The sequence below is a fragment of the Tardiphaga sp. 841_E9_N1_2 genome (assembly GCF_051811065.1).
GTDB lineage: Bacteria > Pseudomonadota > Alphaproteobacteria > Rhizobiales > Xanthobacteraceae > Tardiphaga > Tardiphaga robiniae.
The window spans coordinates 4,429,893-4,453,295 of sequence record NZ_JBPWQC010000001.1 but is presented as its reverse complement, the minus strand read 5'-3'; the positions used below and the strand labels follow the sequence as shown (position 1 = coordinate 4,453,295).

The following is a 23,403-nucleotide window of genomic DNA, read 5'->3' as shown; positions in this document are numbered from 1 at the left end:
TCAATGATTGACGCGTCTGTTTGAATTCCATTTGTCGCAATTCTCCGCTTGCTGCTTTTGCTTGCCAGTCATGGACGGCAAGCGCAGCATGTTGATGCACGCTTGACCAATCGGGCGGCCCGCTACATGTGGCGGCAAGCAAAAGCATATCAGTGGAGAAACGCATGACTTCAGAAGTTTCGCGAAGGTCCCTGCTCTCGCTCGGCGCTGGTTTGGGCGCAAATCTTCTCGCTCCCGGCCTCATCGGCAGCGCATCGGCCAAGGCACCAAAGCTCGGCACACAGGCGCCCTACTTCCACCGTTTCATGTTAGGCAGCGCGGAAGTCACCGTTGTCTCCGACGGACCTTTGCCGCTCGGCGATCCCTCCGGCACATTCGTCGGCGTACCCAAGGAAGACGTGCAGAAGATGCTGACGGATAATTTCCTCAGCAGCAGCAATGTCGTGCTCGAACAGAACGCGCCGATCGTCAACATGGGCGACAGACTGATCCTGTTCGACACCGGCATGGGCACGTCGCAACTGTTCGGCAACACCACGGGTCGCCTGCAGAAAAGTATGGCCGAAGCCGGTATCAAGCCCGGCGATATCGATGCCGTGGTGTGCTCGCACGCCCATATCGATCATATCGGCGGCATCGTCGATGCCAATGACAAGCCACTATTTCCCAATGCGCAGGTCTATCTCAGCGAGGAAGACTTCAAGTTCTGGACCGACGAAGGCAAGCTCGGTTCGCCGCTCAAGGACTTCATCGTCCATGCGCGCAAGAACCTGCTGCCGGTGAAGGATCGCCTGGTGTTCTTCAAGGACGGCCAGGAGTTCCTGCCCGGCGTTACCGCCATGCATGCGCCGGGCCATACGTTCGGCCACCACATGTTCATGATCCAATCGGACGGGAAATCTTTCGCCTTCCTCGGCGACCTCACCCATCATCAAGTGCTACTGCTGGAGAAGCCGCGGATGGAGTTCGCCTATGACTCCGATCCGAAGATGGCAGCGGCGACGCGGGTGAAGATGCTCGACATGCTCGCAGCCAACAAGACGGCCGTGATGTCCTATCACTTCGCGTGGCCGGGCTATGGTCATGTGGTGAAATCAGGCGACGGCTTCCGCTATATCGCCGAGCCGATGGTGATGAATCTCTAGCGGAAATCCTGCGACTTTCCTGCGGCGATCTTGAGACAATGACCGCCGCAGGAATTCCGCAGCAATTCATCCTCACGCCGCGGATGAGGCGTCACTTCGGCGTCTCTCCGCACCGCGTGCGTAGATTCGGAACGTCCCACGTCCGGCATCCTTCGCTGCATAGAGCGCCGAATCCGCCATGGCTGCCAATTGCGACGACGTGCAGTTATCGGCCAGCGCGATGCCGACCGATGCGCCAACCCGCAACTGTTGCCCACGATGATCGATGGGCAGGCCTAGCTGCGTGACAATGGCGCACGCGGTTTCTGAGGCTTCCTCGAATTGCGCGTGAGGCCCCAGCAGAACCGCGAATTCGTCACCGCCGAGTCGTGCGACCAGTTCCGCACCGGCACAGATGTTGCGAATTCGATTTGCAACGACGGTCAGGCAGGCATCGCCCGCTGCGTGGCCGAAACAGTCATTGACCGGCTTGAATTCATCGAGATCAATCAACAGCAGCGCGCCGAACGGCTTCACCTTGATGGCCGACGCCGCATCGAACAGCGACAGCTTGGTTTGAAACTGGCTGCGATTGGCGAGGCCGGTCAGCGTATCGAATTCGGCGAGATAGCGATTGCGATCCGCCAGAATTTTCTCTTCGGTGATGTCTTGCTTCATGCCGAAGATGCGGACGGCAACGCCATCGACCGACTCGACAGTGGCCGTGATCCTGATCCAGCGCCGGTTGCCCTTGAAGGTGATGATCTCCGCATCGAGACTGAAGCCCGTGCGATCCTCGATGGCCTTGCTGCGCCGCTTCGTCAGTTCCCTGACGGATTCTTCGGGATAACAGGCGAGCGCCTCCTCGCGAATCGGCGTCGAGCCACGCGGTAGATCGAAGATGTCATAGACAACATCGGTCCAGACCAGCGATTCATCGGAGAGGTCGCATTCCCAGACGCCGATTCGCGCTGCCGCCGAGGAGCGATCGAATATCTTCCGGCTATGCGCCAGCGAAGCAGCCTGTTGATCGATGATGGCCTGCTGAGCTTCGATCTGCGCCTTCAGCGCAGCGATCAGGTCGGCGTCATCCGGAGCGTCTGGCGGCATCGACAAGCGATCTGACATCTGCGGGCACCCGGTCTTCGTCTCGAAGCTCATAGGATGCTTTGCATGACGTGTTTAAGATTTTCTACGCCAATGGCCGACTTCAGCCAAAACCAGCATACTTTACCGCTACTTTTCGTTCACTGATTGTTCTTGAAGTAGAAGCAACCTTAGGTTACGCTCTCATCTCGAATGAGGGCGGCATGGTTCAACGTGTTTCCACCGTAGCCTTTGAGGGGATCGAGGCCCGCGCGGTCGACGTGCAGGTTCAGGTCGTGCCCGGCCTGCCGAATTTCCTGATCGTCGGCCTGCCTGACAAGGCGGTGTCCGAAGCACGCGAACGGGTGCGTGCCGCGCTGGTTGCCTCGGGTCTGGCGCTGCCGGCGCGGCGGATCATCGTCAATCTCGCGCCCGCCGATCTGCCGAAAGAAGGCAGTCATTACGATCTGCCGATCGCGCTGGGATTGATGGCTGCGATCGGCGCGATTCCGCCGGATGCATTGGCGGGTTTTACCGTACTCGGCGAACTCGGTCTCGATGGTTCGCTCGCTCCCGTGGCCGGCGTACTGCCGGCCGCGATCGGCGCCAATGCGCGCGACGAAGGATTGATCTGTCCGGCGGACTGCGGGGCAGAAGCCGCCTGGGCCAGCCCGGACATTCAGATCATCGCCGCGACATCGCTGATCCAGATCGCCAATCACTTCAAGGGTACGCAGGTTCTGTCGCGGCCGCAGCCGAGAATACATGCGCGTGAGGAAACGCTGCTGGATCTGCGCGACATCAAGGGACAGGAAAGTGCCAAACGCGCGCTGGAAATCGCTGCGGCAGGCGGCCACCACCTGCTGATGGCTGGAAGTCCCGGATCAGGAAAATCCATGCTGGCGGCGCGGCTGCCGTCGATCCTGCCGCCCCTGTCGCCGGCGGAGCTGCTCGAAGTCTCGATGATTGCGTCGGTGGCCGGCGAGATCAAGGACGGCGCACTCACCGCACGCCGGCCGTTCCGCGCACCGCATCATTCCGCCAGCATGGCCGCACTCACCGGCGGCGGGTTGCGCGCGCGGCCGGGCGAGATTTCGCTGGCGCATCAAGGCGTGCTGTTTCTCGACGAACTGCCGGAGTTCGATCCGCGCGTGCTGGATTCGCTGCGCGCGCCGCTTGAGAATGGCGAGGTGGCGGTCTCGCGCGCCAATCACCGCGTCACCTATCCCGCCCGCTTTATGCTGGTCGCTGCGATGAATCCATGCCGTTGCGGTCACGCGTTCGAGCCGGGCTTCTCCTGCAAGCGCGGCCGCATCGATCGTTGCACCTCGGATTATCAGGCGCGCATCTCGGGCCCCTTGATGGACCGCATCGATCTGCGCATCGAAGTCCCGGCGGTGACCGCGGCGGATCTCATTCTGCCGCCACCGTCGGAAGGTTCCGCCGAAGTCGCGGCGCGTGTCGCCGCCGCGCGCGATCTGCAGACCATGCGCTATGCGGCGGCGGGATTGCCGGGCACACATACCAATGCCTCCGCGCCGGCCTCTGTGCTGGAAACGGTAGCGCAGCCGGATGCCCAGGGACTGACATTGTTGCGCGATGCCGCCGAAACGATGCGACTGACCGCGCGCGGCTATCACCGCGTGCTGCGCGTGGCGCGGACGCTGGCGGATCTCGACGGCGCCGAAAAAATCGGGCGGCTGCATCTGGCCGAAGCGTTGTCTTACCGCGCGCTGGCGGAGGACGTTCGCCGCGCGGCGTGAATTTCGGCAACGCCACTGATGTGGACGTCAACGCGATAGTAACGAGTTTTGTTTACGCTCTGCTCACCATAACCCCGCATTGCGGGGCCAGGGCGAGTACCGTGTCATGCTGCGTTTCAAGATTTTAGCCTCGACGATTCCCCTGGCGCTGGCAGCCTTTCTCGCCCGCGGCGATCTCGTGAGCGGAACGCATCCCTGCATCTCCACCGGTGAGACCACCGTCCAGATCGCCGCCATGCCCTGGCAGGCGCGATCGCATGTCAGCTTCACGAGCGATCCCTTGCAGGCAACCGTCCGTGTGCAGATCGTCGACAGCGCCGAGACCGCCGACTTTGTCGTGCTCGATGATGTCGATGCAGCGGAACCCGATGCCTGTCCCTTCACCGCTGCGACGCGTTTCATCGGTATTGCCGAGACATCGGCAATGTCAGAGCCCATCATCTATCTGTCGGAACAGGGCGACGCCGACTACCGGATCTTCGTGAAATCTCGCAGCTTCACGGCGCGCGATGCCGCAGCGCTGATCGTCAGTGCCCACAGCCGCAGCCCGGCGCGGATGGCAGCGGCCAGCCTCTAGGCCGCGCATTAACGCTTCATCAACCATGTCTGCGCGGGCAAATTCAAAACTGCCCCCGCGCAAGCACTTGGCAACAACATACCCGCATTGTTTCTGAGATCTGCGATCGCCTGATCGCGGCCTGTAGTCGCGTGCAATCGCGAGCCATGATGTGACCAAGCCGGAGTGCTGATCTGTGGCGAAAGGTGTCTTCCGGATCAAGGTCTACTTCCGCCGCTTCGCGCGCCGCTTTCCGTGGCTTGCTTTCGTCATCCGCTCTTTCGTGATGTTCTCGGCTGCCTTCGGTGGCGCCTATGGTTTCATCTCAGGTTCGACCTCGAAAGACTCCGGTTACGATCCGCATGCTTTTGCGATCGGTGCCAGCTTCCTGTTCGCGCTGGCCTGCGTCGCCTTGGCCACCATGAGCATTCGTATGCGCTTCATAGGCAAGCGGATGCGCAAATTGGCTGCGCATAACGAAGCCCTGGTCGATCGGAACTGGGAATTGAAAGAAGCCGAAGAGCGCGCGCGCAGCCTGTTCGAAGCGCAGGGCGACCTGATCGTGATCCGCAACAGCGAAGGCTGCATCACCTTCGTCAACGATGCCTATTGTGCGCTGGCGGAACAATCGCGCGAAGCATTGATCGGCAGCCACTTCGAACTCACGCTGCTGGAGCAGGGCGATATCGCCAACGAGTCGAACGGCACCAGCATGCACGATCAGAAGATCGCCACGGCGACTGGTCCGCGCTGGATCGCCTGGCGCGAAGGTCTGGTGCGGATCGATGCGGGCCAGCCCGCCGAGTTGCAATGCGTCGGCCGCGATGTCACCGACCGCACCCAGACCGAGCGCGCCCTCGGTGAAGCCCGTGATCATGCCAATGCCGCCAACCGCGCCAAGTCGCGGTTCCTCGCGATGGCGTCCCATGAAATCCGCACGCCGCTGAACGGCATTCTCGGCATGAGCGGCTTGCTGCTCGATACGCCGCTGACACCCGAACAGACCACTTACGCCAAGGCCGTGAAGACCTCCGGCGATGCGCTGCTGTCGCTGATCGAGGAGCTGCTGGATTACTCCAAGATCGAGGCCGGCAAGATCGATCTGGAACATCGCCCCTTTGCACTAGCCGGATTGATCGAGGACATTACCGAATTGCTGGCGCCGCGTGCGCAGGCCCGCAATCTCGAAATCGCGGCCTATGTCGACGAGCGACTGCCGCTGACAGTGATGGGCGATGCGGCGCGCCTGCGCCAGGTGCTGCTCAATCTCGCCGGCAATGCCATCAAGTTCACGGCGACCGGCGGCGTAGCGCTGATCGTCGAACCCGGCATCTGGCCGAACGAAGTCTCTTTCCTGGTGCGTGACACCGGCATCGGTATCGCGCCGGATGCGCAGCAGCGCATCTTCCGCGAATTCGAACAGGCAGACGAGGGCACCGCGCGGCACTATGGCGGAACGGGTCTTGGCCTCAGCATCAGCGAGCGTATCGTCAAGCGCATGAACGGCCGCATCACGCTACAGAGCACGCTCGGTGCCGGCTCGACATTCGAAGTATCGATCCCGCTCGCCGCATCCGACAGCGGCACCGCGACTTTCATAGCACCCGATCTTACCGGCCTTTCGGTGATGCTGGTGGCGCCGCAGACCATCGAAGCCTCACTGACGGCCCTGCGGCTCGGGCGCTGGGGGGCACAGACTTGCACCGTGTCCGATATTGCCGTCGCGCAAGCGCTGCTACCCGAACGTTCATGGCACGCCGTCATGATCGATCGCGCCCTTGGTGCTGACGCTGCCGAGCACCTCGCGGACACCGCAATTCCGCATGCGCTGCGACGGATCGTGCTGTTCACGCCTGCGATGCGCCATGAATTGCAGCCCGCGACGCCGAGTGCGTTTACCGGCTATCTGGTGAAGCCACTGCGTGCGGCCTCGCTTGCCGCGCGCCTGACATTACAGACGGACTCACCGACGATCGCCGCCGATGATCTGTTGGATCGTGATCCGGCCACACCGGAACTAACGGAGGCGATGGCACCCAGCCTCTCGATCCTGGTCGCCGAAGACAACGAGATCAACGCGCTACTGATGCGCTCGTTGCTGACGCGGCTTGGCCACAAGCCGGTCGTGACCACCAATGGCGAAGAGGCACTGGAATCCTGGCTCGCCTCCGACTCCGCAGGCACGCCCTATGACCTCGTCCTGATGGATATCCAGATGCCGAAGCTCGACGGCATCGAGACCACCAAACGCATTCGCGCGCGCGAGGCCGGTCAACGCGTCAGGCGTACCCCGATCCTGGCCCTCACAGCGAATGCACTGGTCGAAGATCGCTATGCCTGTTTCGAGGCCGGCATGGACGGCTTCCTGATGAAGCCGCTGGACCGCGACAAGCTTGCCGAAGCCCTCAAGGGACTCGCCAAGATGCGGCACATCGCCGCCTAGCAGCTCCACCTTCGCTGTCACACCCCCGCAACACGCCCGTCACACGGCTGTTGAGCGCCCGTGATGTCTGGTGCGGATAAGCCGCATCGATGATTCGCGTGATGCCTGCGGCACAAGGCGATTGAGTTGGGGATGGCCATGCACGGCAACGAACTGGTGCGACCGAAGCAGGGTTTCATGCAGATGTTGCGGCCCCAGAACATGAGCGCCGCCGCGCAGACGGCGATCACCTGGTTCAAGCCGCCGCTGCATCTCCATCCCGCCAACGGCATTCCGGTCGCCACGAATTCGCTGGGCCGGATGGGTCCGCTCGAAGTTCGCCTCGCGCAGGACAAGCGCGACGTGAAGCGCGCGCAGCGTCTGCGCTACAAGGTATTCTACAAGAACGGCACCGCGATCGCCGACGCCGCCACTATGCTGGCACGCCGCGACAAGGATGCATTCGACAAGATCTGCGATCACCTTCTCGTCGTCGATCACGATGCCAAGCCCACACTGTCCGGCAAGCAGCCGGTGGTCGGCACCTATCGCCTGCTACGCCATGAGGCGGCCATGCAGAACGGGGGTTTCTATACCGACAGCGAATTCGATCTGTCGGGGATGATCGAGCGCCATGCCGGTCTGCGCTTTCTTGAACTCGGCCGCTCCTGCGTGCTGCCGCGCTACCGCAACAAGCGTACCGTCGAATTGCTGTGGCAGGGCATCTGGAGCTACGTGCGACAGAACAAGTTCGACGTCATGATCGGTTGCGCCAGTTTTGAAGGCACCGATCCGGATCGCCTCGCGCTGCCGCTGTCGTTCCTGCATCACAACGCCCGCGCGCCCGAAGCCTGGCGCGCCCGCGCGCATCCGTCGCGCTATGTCGAGATGAACCGGATGGCCGCGGATGCCATCGACACCAAGGCGGCGCTTCGTGCGCTACCGCCGCTGATCAAAGGCTATCTACGGATCGGCGCCATGATCGGCGACGGCGCCGTGATCGATCATCAGTTCGGCACCACCGACGTTCTGATCGTGATGCCGGTGACGTCGATCGGCGCACGCTATATCGAGCATTTCAGCACGGACACCTCACGCCACGCGGCGTAATCGCTTAGAGGCGACGCAGCGCGACGTTTTCCACTACGTGATCCGCACCCTTTTTGAGGATAAGCGTCGCACGCGGTCGCGTCGGCAGGATGTTGTCTTCGAGATTGGCGAGGTTGGTGCGCTCCCAGATCGCCAGCGCCGTCGCCGTCGCTTCTTCATCCGACAGCAATGCGTAGCGATTGAAGTAGGATCGCGGATCGTGAAATGCGGTGTCGCGCAGCGCCAGAAACCGTCTCACATACCAGTCGCGCAGTACCGGCTCATCGGCGTCGATATAGACGGAGAAGTCAAAGAAGTCGGAGACCACAGGCACCGCCTTGCCGTCGCGCGGGAGGCGGCCGGTCTGTAGCACATTGACGCCTTCGACGATCAGGATGTCGGGCTGATCGACCTCGACCCACTTGTTTGGGACCACGTCGTAAGTGAGATGCGAATACACAGGCGCGCGGACAGCATTGCGGCCGGCTTTGATGTCACTGAGAAACTGTAGCAGCGTCGGCAGATCGTAGCTTTCGGGAAAGCCCTTCTTCTGCATGATGCCTTCGCGCTCGAGCACCGCATTCGGATAGAGAAAGCCGTCGGTGGTGACGAGATCGACCTTGGGCCGCGGCGACCATCTTGCGAGCAGTGCCTGCAGCACGCGGGCGGTGGTCGACTTGCCGACCGCCACCGACCCGGCGACGCCGATGATATAGGGCATCTTGCGATCCTCGATGCCGAGGAACTTGCGCTGCGCGTAATACAGACGTTGTGTCGCCGTGACATAGATCGAAAGCAGGCGGGACAGCGGCAGATAAATCTCTTCGACCTCGCGCAGATCGAGGCGATCATACATCGAACGCAGGGCGGCGATCTCGCCGGCCTCCAGCGTCATCGGCGTATCGTCGCGCAGCTTGGCCCACTGCTCCCGCGAGAAATTCCGATAGGGATTGTATTGTTGGTCTGCCCGCATATCCATGAAGCGGTCCCCGTTGTGATCGACGCTGTTACTCGCTCTTGCGCGACGCTTTCTCTTGCAGTCCGGATTGGGACGTGCGCTGACCGAGCGCCGCCTCGACCTCCTGAATCGTTACGCCGCGCGCTTTCAGCAGCACCAGCAGATGAAACAGCAGGTCGGCACTTTCATTGATCAGATTGGTGCGATCGTTCTCGACCGCCGCGATCACGGTTTCGACCGCCTCCTCGCCGAATTTCTTGGCGCAATGCTCCGCGCCCTTGTCGAGCAGCTTGCGGGTATAGGACGCGTCGCCACCCGCCGCCGCGCGGGCGTCGATGGTATCGGCAAGGTCATGAAGCGTAAAAGCCATTTCGGCGCCTTGTTGGCTGGGCAGCGCAAACTCCTGCCAGAGATTGACCTAGGGGTCGAGCCGCATCGGCAGTCCGGCCCGGACCATATGCTCCTTGGCCTCGCGAATGGTAAATTCCCCGAAGTGAAAAATCGAGGCCGCCAGCACCGCGGTGGCGTGGCCGCTCCTGATACCTTCCACCAGATGATCGAGATTACCGACGCCGCCCGAGGCAATGACCGGTACGCCGACGCTGTCGGCGATGGCCCGGGTCAGTTCGATATCGAAGCCGGAGCGGGTGCCGTCGCGATCCATCGAGGTGAGCAGGATTTCACCCGCGCCCAAGGACACGACTTCCTGGGCGAATTCGATGGCATCGATGCCAGTCGACTTGCGGCCGCCATGGGTAAAGATCTCCCAGCGCGAGCCGGATCGCTTGGCGTCGATCGCCACTACGATGCACTGGTCGCCGAACTTCTCGGCGGCTTCCTTGACGAACTGGCGATTGGCCACCGCGGCCGAATTGATCGAGACCTTGTCGGCACCAGCGCGCAGCAGCGTCTTGATGTCGTCCACCGTACGCACGCCGCCGCCGACCGTCAGCGGCATGAAGCAGGCTTCAGCGGTGCGACGCACCACATCCATCATGGTGCCGCGGTTTTCGTGGGTAGCGTTGATATCGAGGAAAGTGAGCTCGTCGGCGCCAGCGGCGTCATAGGCGATCGCAGCCTCTACGGGATCGCCGGCATCGCGCAGGTCGACGAAGTTGACGCCCTTCACCACGCGTCCATCCTTGACGTCGAGGCAGGGGATGACGCGGACTTTGAACATGGCTCGGTCCTTATGCCGCCTGCTTGATGAGCTTCAGCGCCTCGGCCGGATCAATCCGCCCGTCATACAGCGCACGGCCGGAGATCGCGCCTTCGAGCTTCGCAGCACGTGGCTCAAGCATGGCCTTGATATCATCGATGGAGGCGAGACCGCCCGAGGCGATCACCGGAATTGAAATCGAATCTGCCAGCGCAATCGTCGCATCCCAATTGATACCCTTGAGCAGACCGTCGCGCGCGATATCGGTGAAGATGATGGCGGCGACGCCAGCATCTTCAAAACGCTGCGCGATTTCTAGCGCAGTGACGGTCGAGGTCTCAGCCCAGCCTTCGACGGCAACCTTGCCGTCGCGGGCATCCAGACCGACGGCAACCTGGCCCGGGAATTTCTTCGCGGCTTCCTTCACCAGAGCTGGATCGCGCACCGCGGCCGTTCCGATGATGACGCGGGTAATGCCCTTGGAGAGCCAGGCTTCCACCGTCTTGAGATCGCGAATGCCGCCGCCGAGCTGCACTGGCATCTTGATGACCTTCAGCATCGATTCCACGGCCTGCGCATTCACCGGCTTGCCGGCAAAGGCGCCATCGAGATCGACGACATGGAGATATTCGAAGCCTTGAGTCTCGAAGTCGCGCGCCTGTGCGGCGGGATCGAGGTTGAACACAGTGGCGCGCGCCATGTCGCCCTGCTCAAGGCGAACGCACTGGCCGTTTTTCAGATCGATGGCGGGAAAGAGAATCACGGCTTCCACTTCAGAAAGTTCGAAATCAGGGCCAGGCCAAAGCGCTGGCTCTTTTCGGGATGAAATTGCGTACCGATCGCGGTGTCCTTGCCAACGATGGCGGTGATGGGACCGCCGTAATCGGCGCGCGCCAGCACATCGGCCTCGTTGACCGCGTTCAGGTGATAGGAGTGCACGAAATAGGCGTGGCGACCCTTCGGCCCGAGCGGCAGGCGCTCCAGCACCGCGTGCTCGCGCACCATATCGAGCGTGTTCCAGCCCATATGGGGGATCTTCAGGTTCTCTTCGCGCGGCTTGATCTTCTCGACATCGCCGGCGATCCAGTTGAGCCCGTCGGTCGTGACGTGCTCCTTGCCCTTGGTCGCCATCAGCTGCATGCCGACGCAGATGCCGAAAAAAGGTCGGGCCTTGTCGCGCACCGCTTCGGTCATCGCCTCGACCATGCCGTCCAGCGAATCGAGTCCCCTGCGGCAGTCCGCAAAGGCGCCGACGCCAGGCAGCACGATGCGATCGGCGCGAAATACCGTTTCGGGATCGCGCGTGACGATGATTTTCTCGGGCACGTCCATGCTGCGCGCGGCGCGCTCAAACGCTTTCGCTGCGGAGTGCAGGTTGCCGGAGCCGTAATCGATAATGGCAACGCTCACCGTGTCACTCCCGGTTGCGGGAATAACCCGATGATGTCGTTTTGCGCCGGAGACGGCGGACGTGAGAAAGACTGGCTGGGAACGTGACGGGTCGGCGGCGGACCGCCGCGATCGCTCGCCCACTGATCGTTGACTGCGTTGTGCTGCGCGGTCCAGCGATCGAAGAAGCGACGCTCGGCGGCATCCTTGTTATCGGCGACGACCACATCGAGCTGACGCCACTTGCCGCGCGACAGCGTCCAGCGGCGCAGGCTGGCGGCCTCGAAGCCCATCAGCAGCGCAAACAGCAGCATCACGACGAAACGGGCGCCGAGATCGACCTTCAACATCGACAGCGCGACTTCGCCGGCGATCGACAGCACGACATAGCCGAGCAGTGCCCACCACAGCCGATGATAGATCAGCCAGATCAGGCCGGCGACGAACGCCCAGAAATGGAATCCATCGCGCACGAACTCGAACTTGTCCGTTGCCGCAAACGGCTCAGGGCCGGCACCGCGAGGTGCGTGAACTGTGTAGACCGGCATGGCAAACTCCGCCCGAAACCATAGAGGCCGATCAGCCGCCGAGCTGACCCTTGGTGGATGGCACTTCGCCGGCATTGCGCGGATCGATCGCAACACCCGCCCGCAGCGCCCGCGCCAGACCCTTGAAGCAGGATTCGGCAATGTGATGGCTGTTCTCGCCATATAGGGTTTCGACGTGCAAAGTCACGCCCGCATTGCCGGCAAAGGCGTTGAACCACTCGCGCACCAGTTCGGTGTCGAATTCGCCGATCTTGTGGGTCGGGAAGGTGGACTTGAACACCAGCACCGGCCGGCCGGAAATATCCAGCGCCACCCGGGTCAGGGTCTCGTCCATCGGCATATAGACCGAGGCATAGCGGGTGATCCCGGCCATATCGCCAAGTGCCTGCTTGACCGCCTGGCCAAGCGCGATGCCGACATCCTCCACCGTATGATGGAAATCGACATGGAGGTCGCCGACCGCCTTCACAGTGACGTCGATGCGGGAATGGCGGGCGAGCAGATCGAGCATATGGTCGAAGAAGCCGATTCCGGTGGTCGATTTGGATACGCCGGTACCGTCGAGGTTCACGGAGACCTCGATATCGGTTTCCTTGGTCTTGCGCTTGATCGTAGCCGTGCGCATGAAAACGCCTCTCCGCCTGCTGAAAACGCGCCCTTTTAACAGGGAGATGACACCGTCGCTACCGCGGGAGAGCCGATTCCGGACCGATCTTTGCCCTATGGTGACCGGAATCCGCGCGCATCGGCCGCTGGCCTATGCTTCGTCGCCGGATTTGCAACGGCCGGTATCCGTGCCTAGATCAGGCGCTCAAGAGGGTTTCCATGAACGCATCCTATTCGGCTTCCCATGACGGATCATCTCCGGTCTGGCACGGCACCACCATCCTGACCGTCCGCAAGGGCGGTAAAGTCGTGATCGGCGGCGACGGTCAGGTCTCGATCGGCCAGACGGTCATCAAATCCAATGCCAAAAAGGTCCGTAAACTGGGCAAGGGCGACGTGATCGGCGGCTTTGCCGGCGCCACGGCGGACGCCTTCACGCTGTTCGAGCGTCTCGAAGCCAAACTGGAGCAGTATCCCGGCCAATTGACCCGGGCGGCTGTCGAACTCGCCAAGGACTGGCGCACCGACCGGTATCTGCGCCGGCTGGAAGCCATGATGATCGTCGCCGACAAGGACGTCTCGCTGGTGCTGACCGGCACCGGCGACGTGCTCGAGCCGGAAGCCGGCGTGATGGCCATCGGCTCCGGCGGCAATTACGCGCTGGCGGCAGCGCGGGCGCTGGTCGACACCGACCAGGATGCCGAGACCATCGTGCGCAAATCACTCGATATCGCCGCCGATATCTGCGTCTACACCAACCGCAACGTGACGCTGGAAATGCTGGAGGCATGACCGTCGCGGGTCACAATACCCGCGCGCCGTCTGTCACCGGTCTCTCGGTCCAGCAGGGTGTGCTGATCGCGCTCGGCCTGCTCGCGCTGCAGGCGACTCTTCTTTATGCGATGGGGCGATTGCCGATCTGCGCCTGTGGCTACGTGAAGCTGTGGCACGGCGTGGTGCTGAGTTCGGAGAATTCACAGCACCTCACCGACTGGTACACCTTCTCCCACATCATCCATGGCTTCCTGTTTTACGCCGCCACCTGGCTACTGCTTCCACGACTGTCCTGGATCGCGCGCCTGATCGTCGCCATGCTCATTGAAGGCGGCTGGGAGCTGCTGGAAAATTCGAGCTGGATCATCGAACGCTATCGCGCGGGTACGATGTCGCTGGATTATTACGGCGACAGCATCGTCAATTCGCTGGCTGATACACTGTCGATGATCACGGGCTTCATCCTGGCGCGGAAGCTGCCGGTCGCCGCGACCGTCGCGATCGCGCTTCTGTTCGAGGTACTGGTCGGCCTGCACATTCGCGACAATCTCACTTTGAACGTGATCATGCTGATTCATCCATTCGAAGCGATCCGAACCTGGCAGGCCGGCCCACCTATTATCTGATCCGCTTGTCCCCACGCCCTTCTCAACTTACGTAGAGTGACATGACCGACTTTTCTCCCCGCGAAATCGTAAGCGAACTCGACCGGTTCATCGTCGGCCAGCACGACGCCAAGCGCGCGGTATCGATCGCGCTGCGCAATCGTTGGCGGCGCCTGCAACTGACCGGTTCGCTCCGCGAGGAAGTGCTGCCAAAGAACATCCTGATGATCGGCCCCACCGGCGTCGGCAAGACCGAGATCGCGCGCCGGCTGGCGAAGCTCGCCGGCGCGCCTTTCATCAAGGTCGAAGCCACCAAGTTCACCGAGGTCGGCTATGTCGGCCGTGATGTCGAGCAGATCATCAGGGACCTCGTCGAGGTCGCGATCTCGCTAACCCGCGAGCGCAAGCGCAAGGACGTCCAGGCGCGAGCTCAGCTCGCCGCCGAGGATCGCGTGGTCGATGCTCTGGTCGGCGCCACCGCAAGCGCAGCAACGAAAGAGTCGTTCCGCAAGAAGCTCCGCACCGGCGAGCTCAACGATAAGGAGATCGAGATCGAGGTTCAGTCCTCCGGCGGCCCCTCGATGTTCGAAATCCCGGGAATGCCCGGCGCGCAGATGGGCGCGATCTCGATTGGCGATATCTTCGGCAAGATGGGCAAGAGCACCAAGACGCGCCGCCTGCGCGTGGAAGATGCACATGAGCCGCTGGTGAATGAGGAAGCCGACAAGCTGCTCGACAGCGACGCACTCGTGCAGGAAGCGATTTCAGCGGTCGAGAACAACGGCATCGTGTTTCTCGACGAGATCGACAAGATCTGCGTGCGCGACGGCCGCAGCGGCGGCGAAGTCTCGCGCGAAGGCGTTCAGCGTGACCTGCTGCCGCTGATCGAAGGCACCACCGTCTCCACCAAGCACGGCGCGGTGAAGACCGACCACATCCTGTTCATCGCATCCGGCGCATTCCATATTGCCAAGCCGAGCGATCTCTTGCCGGAATTGCAGGGCCGCCTGCCGATCCGCGTCGAGCTTAATGCGCTGACCCGCGACGACATGCGCCGCATTCTCACCGAGCCGGAAGCTTCGCTGATCAAGCAATATGTGGCGCTGCTGCAGACCGAAGGCGTGACCCTGGAATTCGCCGACGATGCCATCGATGCACTGGCCGATGTCGCCGTTGCCGTGAATTCAAGCGTCGAGAATATCGGCGCACGACGTTTGCAGACGGTGATGGAGCGCGTGCTCGACGAGATTTCCTTCGCTGCGCCCGATCGCAACGGCGAGACCATCCGAATCGATGCCGCCTACGTGCAGAAGCATGTGGGGGATCTGGCGAAGAATTCGGATCTGAGCCGGTTTATTTTGTGAGACGAAGCACTGACCTCTCGCTCCCTCGCCCCGCTCTTGCGGGGAGAGGTTAAGAACGCGCCCGCCTGATCCGCACATACAGCGCACCGGCGCCGCCGTGCCCGATATGCGCTTCCTCGAATCCCACCACCAGCGACCGAAACTCCGGCAGTCCCAGCCAGAGCGGCACCTGGCGGCGCAGAACGCCGCGCTCGGATTCCGGGCCGGTCGTGCGGCCCTTGCCGGTGATAACCAGCACGAAAGTCATACCGTCATGGCTGGCGCGATGCAGGAAGGCCGACAGCGCGTGATGCGCGCACGTCTGTGTCATTCCGTGCAGATCGATCCGCGCGTCGATGTCCTTGCGACCGCGCGAGAGCTGCGAACGTTCGCGACGGCCGAGCGGCGCCAGAGGCGGCACGGGCGGTGGGGCAGGCTTTGCGGTTTTGAGGGCTGCCGGGGGTGCCGAAGTCATCTTCTTGGGCGCCGCGACTTTCACAAGCGTTGGCGCGTCTTCCGCGGGCTCCGGCTTCACCACACGCTTTTTGCGCAGCGGCTTGACCTGTTTGGCGACCAGTTCCCACAGCGCGCGCTCCTCTTCGCTCAGCACGCGGCGACGGCGCGGCGCCACGGGATCGATAAGTTGCGGTGGACGTGAACGCTTCATTGCCAGGGGAAACGGAAGAGGGACTGCGGCTGCTTCGCTGCGCGATGATACACGCGGTGCCGGGCTTTGGCACGTTTCGGTTTCACTTCCCGCTTCACTTCAGGTTTTACTTCGGGTTTTTTCTGCGACTTCGCCTCGGCTGCGACTTGAGGCGCGACCGCAGGCCGAGCCTCCGGCAATGGCACCGTCGTAGCCACGGATGGAGACGATGTCGGGGCAGGCGCGACTGCAGCCACAGCTGGTTTTGCAACTGGCAATGGCGTCGTCATTATCACGGCTGGCGCCGCGGGCTTTGACGCGACCGATGTATCAGACCTGGACGTATCGGGCCTTGCTGCAGCCTTGTTATCGATCGCGAAATTTTCGACCTTCGATGCTTCGACCGGCTTCGGCTCGGTCTGCGGAAACAGCTTTGCGATTATCTCCGACGGCCGCGCATCGGGCAGCGGCATGTGATGGCCGCGCACAGAGGGATCGAGACTCTTCGGCACCAGCATAACAAAGCGCGCAGGATGGCGCATCCGGCCGGCGACTCGGCCAGCTTCTGCGCCGGCGCCGAAATACAGATCGGCGCGGGCAGGGCCGACAATGGCCGAGCCGGTGTCCTGCGCCACCATCAGGCGACGGAACGGCGTCTTTGCCGTATCCGAGTCGACAGGTAGATCGCCCTCGATGAAGAACGGCGTGCCATAAACATGCAGCGACTTATCGACGGCGATGGAGCGGCCCGGCGTCAGCGGCACGCCTTGCGCACCGACGGCTTCGTCCTTGTCGGAGAGCTGCACTTCGCGAAAGAAGACATAGGAGCGATTCTGCCGACGCAGTTCGCTCGCGGCATCTGGATTCTCTTCCATATATTGCCGGATACGCTGCATCGACATCTGCTCGCGCGGGATGATGCCGCGATCGATCAGCACGCGACCGACCGGCGTGTAGCGATAGCCATTATGCGCATCGTAATTGATCCGCACCGTGCCGCCGTCTTCGAGGCGGACGCGCGCCGAGCCCTGGATCTGCGTGAACAGCAAATCGGTCTGGCTCTTCAGCCAGACGATTTCGAGCCCGCGCCCGGCGATGGCGCCGTCTTCGATCTCACCACGATCATAATAAGGCACGAGTTTGCGACGGCCAATCTTGCGGAACACATCGCCGCCATTCGGCATGCTTGCGGATGACTGGCGATAGCCGCGCACAAACAGATTCGACGGGCGGCGATAGACCGGCACGGTGTAAACGTCAGTCTTCGTGCGCGAACCGTCGATCACTGGCTCATAGTAGCCGGTGACGAAACCTTCAGGCTCGCCGAGCCGTGAGATACGCAGCGGCAGAAAATGGTCTTCGAAGAAGGCGCGCGCCTTGGCGCCATCGGAAATCTCGGCAGCTCTCGCAGCCCGGCAGGGATCGCGGAGCGTGGTGCCAAGCGCCTTCGAATCCGTTGGTGAGTTGCGTTGAGCAACAATCGGCTTGCAGCTGGTGCGAAAAGCCTGGAAGGCGAGGAGGTGATCGTCCTCGCTCCAGCCGGCGATATCGGCCCAATTCACCGGCGCATATTGGCTGCCTGTGAATTCGAACGGCCATTCCCGCGGCGGATTGTGCCGCGGCACATACACAAATTGTGCAGGATCATTCTTGACGTGCTTGGCGTGACGCCGGACCCGTGCGTCTGCAGAGACAGGGACCAACGCAGCAGCAATCACGCACAGCGCGGCAAGCCGGCCGAGCCTGGCAGCGTTATTGCACGCTGCCGGTGCCAACCAGCTTCCAATTCGGATCGCGCGAAGTGATGTCGCGGGCAAAAGTCCAGACGTCGGTGATGTCGCTGACCTTGTCGGCATTGCCGTCGACCACAGCGCCGGTCTTGTCGCGCGTCACCGAAATCATCTGCGACACGAAACGTACGGTGAGCTGTGCCGCGCGATCGCGCACTTCGGCGCCGACGAGTTCGGCCTTGTCGATGGAGACGAAACGGGTCTCGGTCTTCTGCTCGTTCTTCTCGCGGTCCTTGATGACGGCGTCGAACGAGTCGAACACTTCCGATGACAGCAGATCCTTCAGCGACCGACGATCGCCATTGGCAAAGGCCAACACGATCATCTCATAGGCGCCCTTCGCGCCGGTGATGAAATGGCGCGGATCGAACGACGAATCCTGGTCGACGATGGCATCGAGACCGGCGGCGAGCGGCGTGCCCGGTTCGGTGATGCCCTTCCAGCGCTCGGCGGGAGAGACGTCGGCGGCCGGTGCCGGCGCAGCCTGATCGATCGGACCGCCGGGCATCGGCACGACATTGCCTTCGGGCGGCAGAGCATCACGCGCGGCGCGGTCGAAGGGCGGACGCTCTTCGCCGGTGCGCTGTCCGAGCACGTTGCGCAGGCGGATGAAAATGAAGACCGCCAGTGCCAGGAAGATGATGGTGTAAATGTCCACGTCTTATTGCTTTCTGATCGGTGCCGGGCATGCCCGGCGGAAGACTATGCCGCCCATCGCGGTGCTGAAATCGGCTCCCACAGGGTCGGGAGATCGCGTCATGGGCGAACCTCCTCCATGTAGACATGAAACTAAGCCCAGCCAATGGCGCGCCATCGTGTCCGGCTGCGGCAAAGCGGCCTTCGCACCGGCAGCCTCGACCGCAACCGTTTCGATAAATTCTAGCGCGTTTGTCTGTCAGAGGAAATCGGATCGAACGAGGAAAACCCGCACTTTCAGTCATTTAACGTGAATTCGGGGCGAATATGACCGGTTTTGCACCTGGATGCCCAAGCGGTGGGTCAAACCAGCGATTTTCTAGCGTCCAGGTTGTGGCGTGGCATCCTTGTCGAGTGCCGCAGGCCTATGATAGCCACTCGCCGCGATCACCTCATTCGACCGTTCGTGCGGACGCCCGCGACGAACCGGTTCCACCCGCCCGGCAGCGCTTCAGGAGAATTTTCGATGGCAAACGGCAACGGCACCCCTCCGGAGCAGTCCCCCCCTCAGCTTAATGTACTGGCGCAGTACACCAAGGACCTGTCGTTCGAAAACCCGAACGCCCCAGCCTCGCTGGCACCGCAGGCCCAGCAGCCAAACATCAATATCCAGATCAATGTCGGCGCCAACAATCTCTCCGAGAGCGAATATGAAGTGACGCTGTCGGTCGAGGGCAAGGCCGAGAACGCCGGCTCAGTGCTGTTCTCTTTCGAACTGGCCTATGCCGGCGTGTTCCGCATCGTCAACGTGCCACAGGAAAACCTGCACCCGCTGGTTATGATCGAGTGCCCGCGCCTACTCTTCCCGTTCGCGCGCGAAATCATCGCCACCGCGGTGCGCGATGGTGGCTTCCCGCCGCTGATGCTCGATCCCGTGGATTTCGTCGGTCTGTACCGGCAGAACCTGGAACGTCAGGCTCAAGCCGACGCTGGTCCGGCAAACTAAGTTCGGGTGCTCCAAACAATTAGCTTACGTCATGGCCGGGCTTGTCCCGGCCATTGTCGTTTTACGACGGCGTTCCCAGAAATTCGTTCCAGATTGCCTTCTCGCCCATCGTTGCGACAAAGGCGCGGTGCTCGGCGCGATCGGCTTCAGTCACGCGCGGCGCAAGTGCGATCTCGCGCTGGCGGCGCGGTGCGTCATTGATGCTGCCGGTGCGCTGCGCAGGCGCTTCGTCCGCCAGGATCAGTTGCGACTGCCGGGCGCCAATGAGATCGATATAGACTTCCGCCAGCAATTCGGAGTCGAGCAGCGCGCCGTGCTTGGTGCGGCGGGAATTGTCGATCGCATAGCGGGCGCAGAGATCGTCGAGCTTGTTCGACACACCGGGATGCTTGCGGCGCGCCAGCAGCAGCGTGTCAACGAGACGCTCGCGCGGCACCGGCGGGCGCTTGATGCGATCGAGTTCGGCATTGATGAAGCCGAGGTCGAACATGCCGTTATGAATTACCAGCGGCGAATCGCCGATGAAGGCCATGAAGTCGTCGACCACTTCGTGAAACAGCGGCTTGGTCGACAGGAACTCGGCCGACAGCCCGTGCACGTTGAATGCTTCCTGAGGCATGTCACGCTCGGGATTGACGTAGACATGGAAGGTCTGGCCGGTCGGCATTCGGTTGAAGATTTCGAGGCAACCGATTTCCACCAGCCGATCGCCCCGGAGGGGATCGAGGCCGGTGGTTTCGGTATCCATGACGATTTCGCGCATCGCAGTAAGCCGGTTGTCGAATCAGGGGGCGGTTACGGTCGCCGTTGCGGCATCTTAACAGCCTCGGCGAGAATTTCACGGATCTGCTCCCGCACGGGATCCAATCCGTTCGATGTATCCACCACGAAGTCGGCGCGCTTGCGCTTTTCGGCGTCAGGCAGCTGCCGCGCCAGAATGGCGTCGAGTTTCTCGGCCGTCATACCCTCGCGCGCCAGGATGCGCTCGCGCTGCTGCTCGGGATTGGTGGACACGACGACTACCGCATCGACGCGCTTTTCACCGCCGGTCTCATAGAGCAGGGGTACATCGACCACTACCACCGGCACACCCGACTTCTCTGCATCGTCCAGGAATTTTCTGTGATAGGCGCCGAGCAGCGGATGCACGATCTGCTCGAGCCTCTTCATCGCGGCGGCATCGTGCACCACCAGCGGCGATAGCTTCGCGCGATCGACCTTGCCATTCACGGTGGTTCCGGGAAACGCCGCCTCGATCAGCGGTGCAGCTTCGCCCTCATAGATCATGTGCACTGTGGCGTCGGCGTCATAGACCGGCACGCCGGCTTCCATGAACAACTTCGCCGTGGTGGATTTCCCCATTCCGATCGAACCGGTCAGCCCCAATACGCGCATCAATTCCTCATAAAAATCAGATCGCGATCATCTCTTCGCCCCGCAGGAAACTCAACAGCGGCAACAGCGGCAGGCCGAGAATGGTAAAGTGATCGCCTTCAATCAGCTCGAACAGATGCACACCCAGACCTTCGAGCTGATAGGCGCCGACACTCGTCGTCACCCTGTCGCCCGCAGCGTCCAGATAGGCATTGATCGCCGCATCATCCAGCTTGCGCATGGTCATATGCGCCACGGAGACATTGGAGAACAACGTCGCACCATCGCAAACGACGGCAAGCGCTGAATGCAATTCGTGGGTCCGGCCCGCGAGGATCGCAAGTTGTTCGGCCGCCTGTTCGCGTCCGGCGGGTTTGCTGAACATCCGATCCCCGAGCGCCAGGATTTGATCGGCGCCAAGAACATAGCGGCCGGGATGACGCAGCGAGATAAAGGCCGCCTTCCGCTCGGCGAGCAAGGCTGCGATCTCGCCCGGCGCCTTCAACCCGGATTTCTTCTGGATGCCGCGCTCGTCGATATCCGCCGGCATCGCATCAAACGTAATGCCAGCATTCGCCAGCAACTCACGACGCGCCAAACTCTGTGAAGCCAGGATCAGCGGTTGCACGCCGCGCCAAATGGTCATTCGGACATCCTCTGACGCTGGCGATCAGCCAGCAGTTTCATGATGGCTGCCGCGGTTTCCTCGATGGAGCGACGTGTCACTTCCAACAAGGCCCAGCCGTATTTGGCGCTAAGCTTGCGCGCATAGGTGACTTCGTCCGTGACCGACTGGCGATCGATATAATCGTCATTGGCCGTATCGCTGCCAATGCTGAGAAGCCGGTTCTGGCGAATCTGAATCAAGCGCTCCGGCGTCGCGTGCAGGCTGACCACCAGCGGATTTTTCAACGTCTCAAGCTGATGGGGAATGGGGATGCCGGGGACGAGCGGCACATTGGCCGTGCGCACACCACGATTGGCAAGATAGATCGATGTTGGTGTCTTCGATGTGCGCGAAACGCCAACCAGAACCACGTCCGCTTCTTCGAGGCCTTCCACATGCTGGCCGTCGTCATGCATCATCGAATAATTCAGCGCGTCGATACGCTTGAAATATTCGGCGTTGAGCGTGTGCTGCGCACCGACGCGGCCGGTTGTCGACGCACCAAGATAAGCCTGAAACAGCTGCATCACTGGCCCGATGATCGACAGGCTCGGGCTGTTGATCTCCTGGCACTTGGCTTCCAACCGGCCAACCAGATCTTTTTCCAGCAGCGTAAAGAGAACAATGCCGGGGGCTTCCTCGATTTCGGAAAGCACGCGATCAAGCTGCTTCTGACTCCGCACGAGCGGGTAGACATGTTCGACTGGCGTGACATTCGCGTATTGCGCCGCGACGGCGCGAGCCACGGTGATCAATGTCTCACCGGTCGAATCGGAGACCAGATGAAGATGAAAATAGCTGCCGGTGGTGGGCACCATGATCGTGTATGTCCTGTGAATCTCTGTGGAGCTTTTCCGGGAAATCGACCATCGCCTCGGCGGGCCCGGGATAACTCGGTTTTTTCTTCACAGGGCTCATGAAGAGGAAAAGCTCTGAAGCTGCTCTGAATGATAATGGGGTTATCCGGGTTTGTCTTGGGATAATCCAGTGCACGGCGACGGTAAGCCTTTGCGCTGCATATCGAACTTGCATACAGGCCGCTTTGGAGAAATCACGTGGCCATGTGCATAAGCGTGGGACAGTTCCGGGATTGTTTTGGGCGGCTGAAATCCACTGTCACTTAGACTCAAACCTAAGATTCTATAAATATTATTTAAGAGAAGGATGGCTTGCGGATAGTGCGGTGATCCGCTCTGTATCGGCGCGTCCTGCAACGCGGCTTTCCGGTGAAGTGTTCCGGTGTCTGCACGTGCGGTGTGACGCAGTGATGCTGGAAAGAACTTTCGAATGTATGAATGGGCCAAGGCGCTGCATGTGATCGCCGTCATCTCCTGGATGGCGGGCATGCTCTATCTGCCACGACTGTTCGTCTATCACTGCGATGCGGAGATCGGCTCGAAGCAATCCGAAACCTTCAAGGTGATGGAGCGTCGCCTGCTCAAGGCGATCATCAATCCGGCGATGATCGTCACCTGGATCCTCGGCCTGTATCTCGCCTGGGCCGGTCACTGGTTCAGCTCGGGCTGGTTTCACGCCAAACTGACGCTGGTGCTGCTGATGTCTGGCGTTCATGGCTTTCTGAGTGCCCGGGTGCGTGATTTTGCTCAGGACAAAAATACGCGGACTTCGAAATTCTATCGAATTATCAACGAGGTACCCACAATTTTGATGATCCCGATCGTGATTTTGGTGATCGTAAAGCCGTTCTAGGCCAAATTTGTCATCACAACCGCCGTTTCGGCTCCTTGCGCGACACCCTGCGATTTTCTATATTCGCGTTATCCCACCCCACGCAGGCGGATGTGGTTTGTACCGGTTTCGCTTTTTGAACCGGCCACCGCATCAGGTTTGAAGCTCCTTCA

The 23,403-nt window shown here is 61.4% G+C and carries 25 protein-coding genes; 10 read left to right on the top strand and 15 right to left on the bottom strand.

The features are described 5' to 3' along the window. The first annotated feature begins 164 nt into the window (after positions 1 to 164). Positions 165 to 1,145 (top strand): MBL fold metallo-hydrolase, encoded by a 981-nt coding sequence (locus AB8A50_RS21400; protein ID WP_309941490.1) that lies wholly within the window; start codon positions 165 to 167, stop codon positions 1,143 to 1,145. Positions 1,146 to 1,217: 72 nt separating this feature from the next. On the opposite strand, the gene AB8A50_RS21395 is transcribed toward AB8A50_RS21400, so the two are convergent. Beyond that, a complete protein-coding gene (locus AB8A50_RS21395) occupies positions 1,218 to 2,252 on the bottom strand; it encodes a diguanylate cyclase domain-containing protein (RefSeq protein ID WP_439078841.1) in 1,035 nt (344 codons plus the stop codon). A 182-nt stretch (positions 2,253 to 2,434) separates the two neighbouring features. On the opposite strand from AB8A50_RS21395, the gene AB8A50_RS21390 reads away from it, so the two are divergent. From AB8A50_RS21390 to AB8A50_RS21375, 4 genes are all read left to right on the top strand, one after another. Continuing rightward, positions 2,435 to 3,973, top strand: a complete 1,539-nt coding sequence (locus tag AB8A50_RS21390) for a YifB family Mg chelatase-like AAA ATPase (RefSeq protein ID WP_439078840.1) — start codon at positions 2,435 to 2,437, stop codon at positions 3,971 to 3,973. Between the two features lie 106 nt (positions 3,974 to 4,079). Next, a complete protein-coding gene (locus AB8A50_RS21385; RefSeq protein WP_439078839.1) occupies positions 4,080 to 4,550 on the top strand; it encodes a hypothetical protein in 471 nt (156 codons plus the stop codon). Between the two features lie 175 nt (positions 4,551 to 4,725). After that, a complete protein-coding gene (locus tag AB8A50_RS21380; RefSeq protein WP_439078838.1) occupies positions 4,726 to 6,972 on the top strand; it encodes an ATP-binding protein in 2,247 nt (748 codons plus the stop codon). A 138-nt stretch (positions 6,973 to 7,110) separates the two neighbouring features. Continuing rightward, the gene (locus AB8A50_RS21375; RefSeq protein WP_089263667.1) at positions 7,111 to 8,061 is read left to right on the top strand and encodes a GNAT family N-acetyltransferase; all 951 of its coding nucleotides are present in this window, start codon (positions 7,111 to 7,113) and stop codon (positions 8,059 to 8,061) included. A 4-nt stretch (positions 8,062 to 8,065) separates the two neighbouring features. On the opposite strand, the gene coaA is transcribed toward AB8A50_RS21375, so the two are convergent. Genes coaA through hisB form a run of 7 tightly spaced genes read right to left on the bottom strand, consistent with a single transcriptional unit; the run spans position 8,066 to position 12,719 of the window. Next, entirely contained in the window at positions 8,066 to 9,019 is a 954-nt protein-coding gene (gene coaA / locus AB8A50_RS21370) for a type I pantothenate kinase (RefSeq protein WP_089263094.1), read from the bottom strand. 28 nt (positions 9,020 to 9,047) lie between these two features. Next, positions 9,048 to 9,368 carry a phosphoribosyl-ATP diphosphatase gene (locus tag AB8A50_RS21365; RefSeq protein WP_089263096.1) on the bottom strand — a complete coding sequence of 107 codons (321 nt, stop codon included), beginning with the start codon at positions 9,366 to 9,368 and terminating at the stop codon, positions 9,048 to 9,050. A 48-nt stretch (positions 9,369 to 9,416) separates the two neighbouring features. After that, positions 9,417 to 10,178, bottom strand: coding sequence for an imidazole glycerol phosphate synthase subunit HisF (hisF, locus tag AB8A50_RS21360; RefSeq protein WP_068730242.1), 762 nt, complete (start codon positions 10,176 to 10,178; stop codon positions 9,417 to 9,419). Between the two features lie 10 nt (positions 10,179 to 10,188). Continuing rightward, complete coding sequence (hisA, locus tag AB8A50_RS21355) at positions 10,189 to 10,920, bottom strand: 1-(5-phosphoribosyl)-5-[(5-phosphoribosylamino)methylideneamino]imidazole-4-carboxamide isomerase (protein ID WP_093758206.1); 732 nt, start codon at positions 10,918 to 10,920, stop codon at positions 10,189 to 10,191. Next, complete coding sequence (gene hisH, locus AB8A50_RS21350) at positions 10,917 to 11,567, bottom strand: imidazole glycerol phosphate synthase subunit HisH (protein WP_439078837.1); 651 nt, start codon at positions 11,565 to 11,567, stop codon at positions 10,917 to 10,919. The genes hisA and hisH overlap by 4 nt, the downstream gene beginning before the upstream one ends. Beyond that, positions 11,564 to 12,094 carry a DUF2628 domain-containing protein gene (locus tag AB8A50_RS21345; RefSeq protein WP_089263100.1) on the bottom strand — a complete coding sequence of 177 codons (531 nt, stop codon included), beginning with the start codon at positions 12,092 to 12,094 and terminating at the stop codon, positions 11,564 to 11,566. The genes hisH and AB8A50_RS21345 overlap by 4 nt, the downstream gene beginning before the upstream one ends. Before the next feature lie 31 nt (positions 12,095 to 12,125). Then, positions 12,126 to 12,719, bottom strand: a complete 594-nt coding sequence (gene hisB / locus AB8A50_RS21340; RefSeq protein ID WP_089263102.1) for an imidazoleglycerol-phosphate dehydratase HisB — start codon at positions 12,717 to 12,719, stop codon at positions 12,126 to 12,128. Between the two features lie 200 nt (positions 12,720 to 12,919). On the opposite strand from hisB, the gene hslV reads away from it, so the two are divergent. The 3 genes from hslV to hslU are packed head-to-tail and all read left to right on the top strand — an operon-like array spanning position 12,920 to position 15,443. Further along, complete coding sequence (gene hslV / locus AB8A50_RS21335; protein ID WP_068730238.1) at positions 12,920 to 13,492, top strand: ATP-dependent protease subunit HslV; 573 nt, start codon at positions 12,920 to 12,922, stop codon at positions 13,490 to 13,492. Beyond that, positions 13,489 to 14,100, top strand: coding sequence for a DUF2585 domain-containing protein (locus AB8A50_RS21330; RefSeq protein ID WP_439078836.1), 612 nt, complete (start codon positions 13,489 to 13,491; stop codon positions 14,098 to 14,100). Before hslV ends, AB8A50_RS21330 begins: the two co-directional genes overlap by 4 nt. A gap of 41 nt (positions 14,101 to 14,141) precedes the next feature. Further along, the gene (gene hslU / locus AB8A50_RS21325) at positions 14,142 to 15,443 is read left to right on the top strand and encodes an ATP-dependent protease ATPase subunit HslU (RefSeq protein WP_439078835.1); all 1,302 of its coding nucleotides are present in this window, start codon (positions 14,142 to 14,144) and stop codon (positions 15,441 to 15,443) included. A 49-nt stretch (positions 15,444 to 15,492) separates the two neighbouring features. On the opposite strand, the gene AB8A50_RS21320 is transcribed toward hslU, so the two are convergent. Genes AB8A50_RS21320 through AB8A50_RS21310 form a run of 3 tightly spaced genes read right to left on the bottom strand, consistent with a single transcriptional unit; the run spans position 15,493 to position 18,516 of the window. Next, on the bottom strand, positions 15,493 to 16,089 hold the full coding sequence (locus tag AB8A50_RS21320; RefSeq protein WP_439078834.1) for a Smr/MutS family protein: 597 nt from the start codon (positions 16,087 to 16,089) through the stop codon (positions 15,493 to 15,495). After that, positions 16,086 to 17,843 (bottom strand): murein transglycosylase A, encoded by a 1,758-nt coding sequence (mltA, locus tag AB8A50_RS21315; RefSeq protein ID WP_439078833.1) that lies wholly within the window; start codon positions 17,841 to 17,843, stop codon positions 16,086 to 16,088. The genes AB8A50_RS21320 and mltA overlap by 4 nt, the downstream gene beginning before the upstream one ends. Further along, complete coding sequence (locus AB8A50_RS21310; protein ID WP_068730234.1) at positions 17,821 to 18,516, bottom strand: Tim44/TimA family putative adaptor protein; 696 nt, start codon at positions 18,514 to 18,516, stop codon at positions 17,821 to 17,823. The genes mltA and AB8A50_RS21310 overlap by 23 nt, the downstream gene beginning before the upstream one ends. A 504-nt stretch (positions 18,517 to 19,020) precedes the next feature. Between AB8A50_RS21310 and secB the strand changes: the two genes are divergently transcribed. Beyond that, positions 19,021 to 19,500 carry a protein-export chaperone SecB gene (gene secB / locus AB8A50_RS21305; protein WP_068730233.1) on the top strand — a complete coding sequence of 160 codons (480 nt, stop codon included), beginning with the start codon at positions 19,021 to 19,023 and terminating at the stop codon, positions 19,498 to 19,500. Positions 19,501 to 19,561: 61 nt separating this feature from the next. On the opposite strand, the gene dnaQ is transcribed toward secB, so the two are convergent. The 4 genes from dnaQ to AB8A50_RS21285 are packed head-to-tail and all read right to left on the bottom strand — an operon-like array spanning position 19,562 to position 22,356. Further along, positions 19,562 to 20,263, bottom strand: a complete 702-nt coding sequence (gene dnaQ, locus AB8A50_RS21300) for a DNA polymerase III subunit epsilon (RefSeq protein WP_089263111.1) — start codon at positions 20,261 to 20,263, stop codon at positions 19,562 to 19,564. A gap of 32 nt (positions 20,264 to 20,295) precedes the next feature. Beyond that, positions 20,296 to 20,895, bottom strand: a complete 600-nt coding sequence (gene coaE, locus AB8A50_RS21295; RefSeq protein ID WP_184512508.1) for a dephospho-CoA kinase — start codon at positions 20,893 to 20,895, stop codon at positions 20,296 to 20,298. A 16-nt stretch (positions 20,896 to 20,911) separates the two neighbouring features. Beyond that, positions 20,912 to 21,520 (bottom strand): Maf family protein, encoded by a 609-nt coding sequence (locus tag AB8A50_RS21290; RefSeq protein ID WP_439078832.1) that lies wholly within the window; start codon positions 21,518 to 21,520, stop codon positions 20,912 to 20,914. Further along, a complete protein-coding gene (locus AB8A50_RS21285; protein WP_089263669.1) occupies positions 21,517 to 22,356 on the bottom strand; it encodes a pyruvate, water dikinase regulatory protein in 840 nt (279 codons plus the stop codon). Before AB8A50_RS21285 ends, AB8A50_RS21290 begins: the two co-directional genes overlap by 4 nt. Before the next feature lie 472 nt (positions 22,357 to 22,828). On the opposite strand from AB8A50_RS21285, the gene hemJ reads away from it, so the two are divergent. Beyond that, positions 22,829 to 23,251, top strand: coding sequence for a protoporphyrinogen oxidase HemJ (hemJ, locus tag AB8A50_RS21280; protein WP_439078831.1), 423 nt, complete (start codon positions 22,829 to 22,831; stop codon positions 23,249 to 23,251). The last annotated feature ends 152 nt before the right edge of the window (positions 23,252 to 23,403 follow it).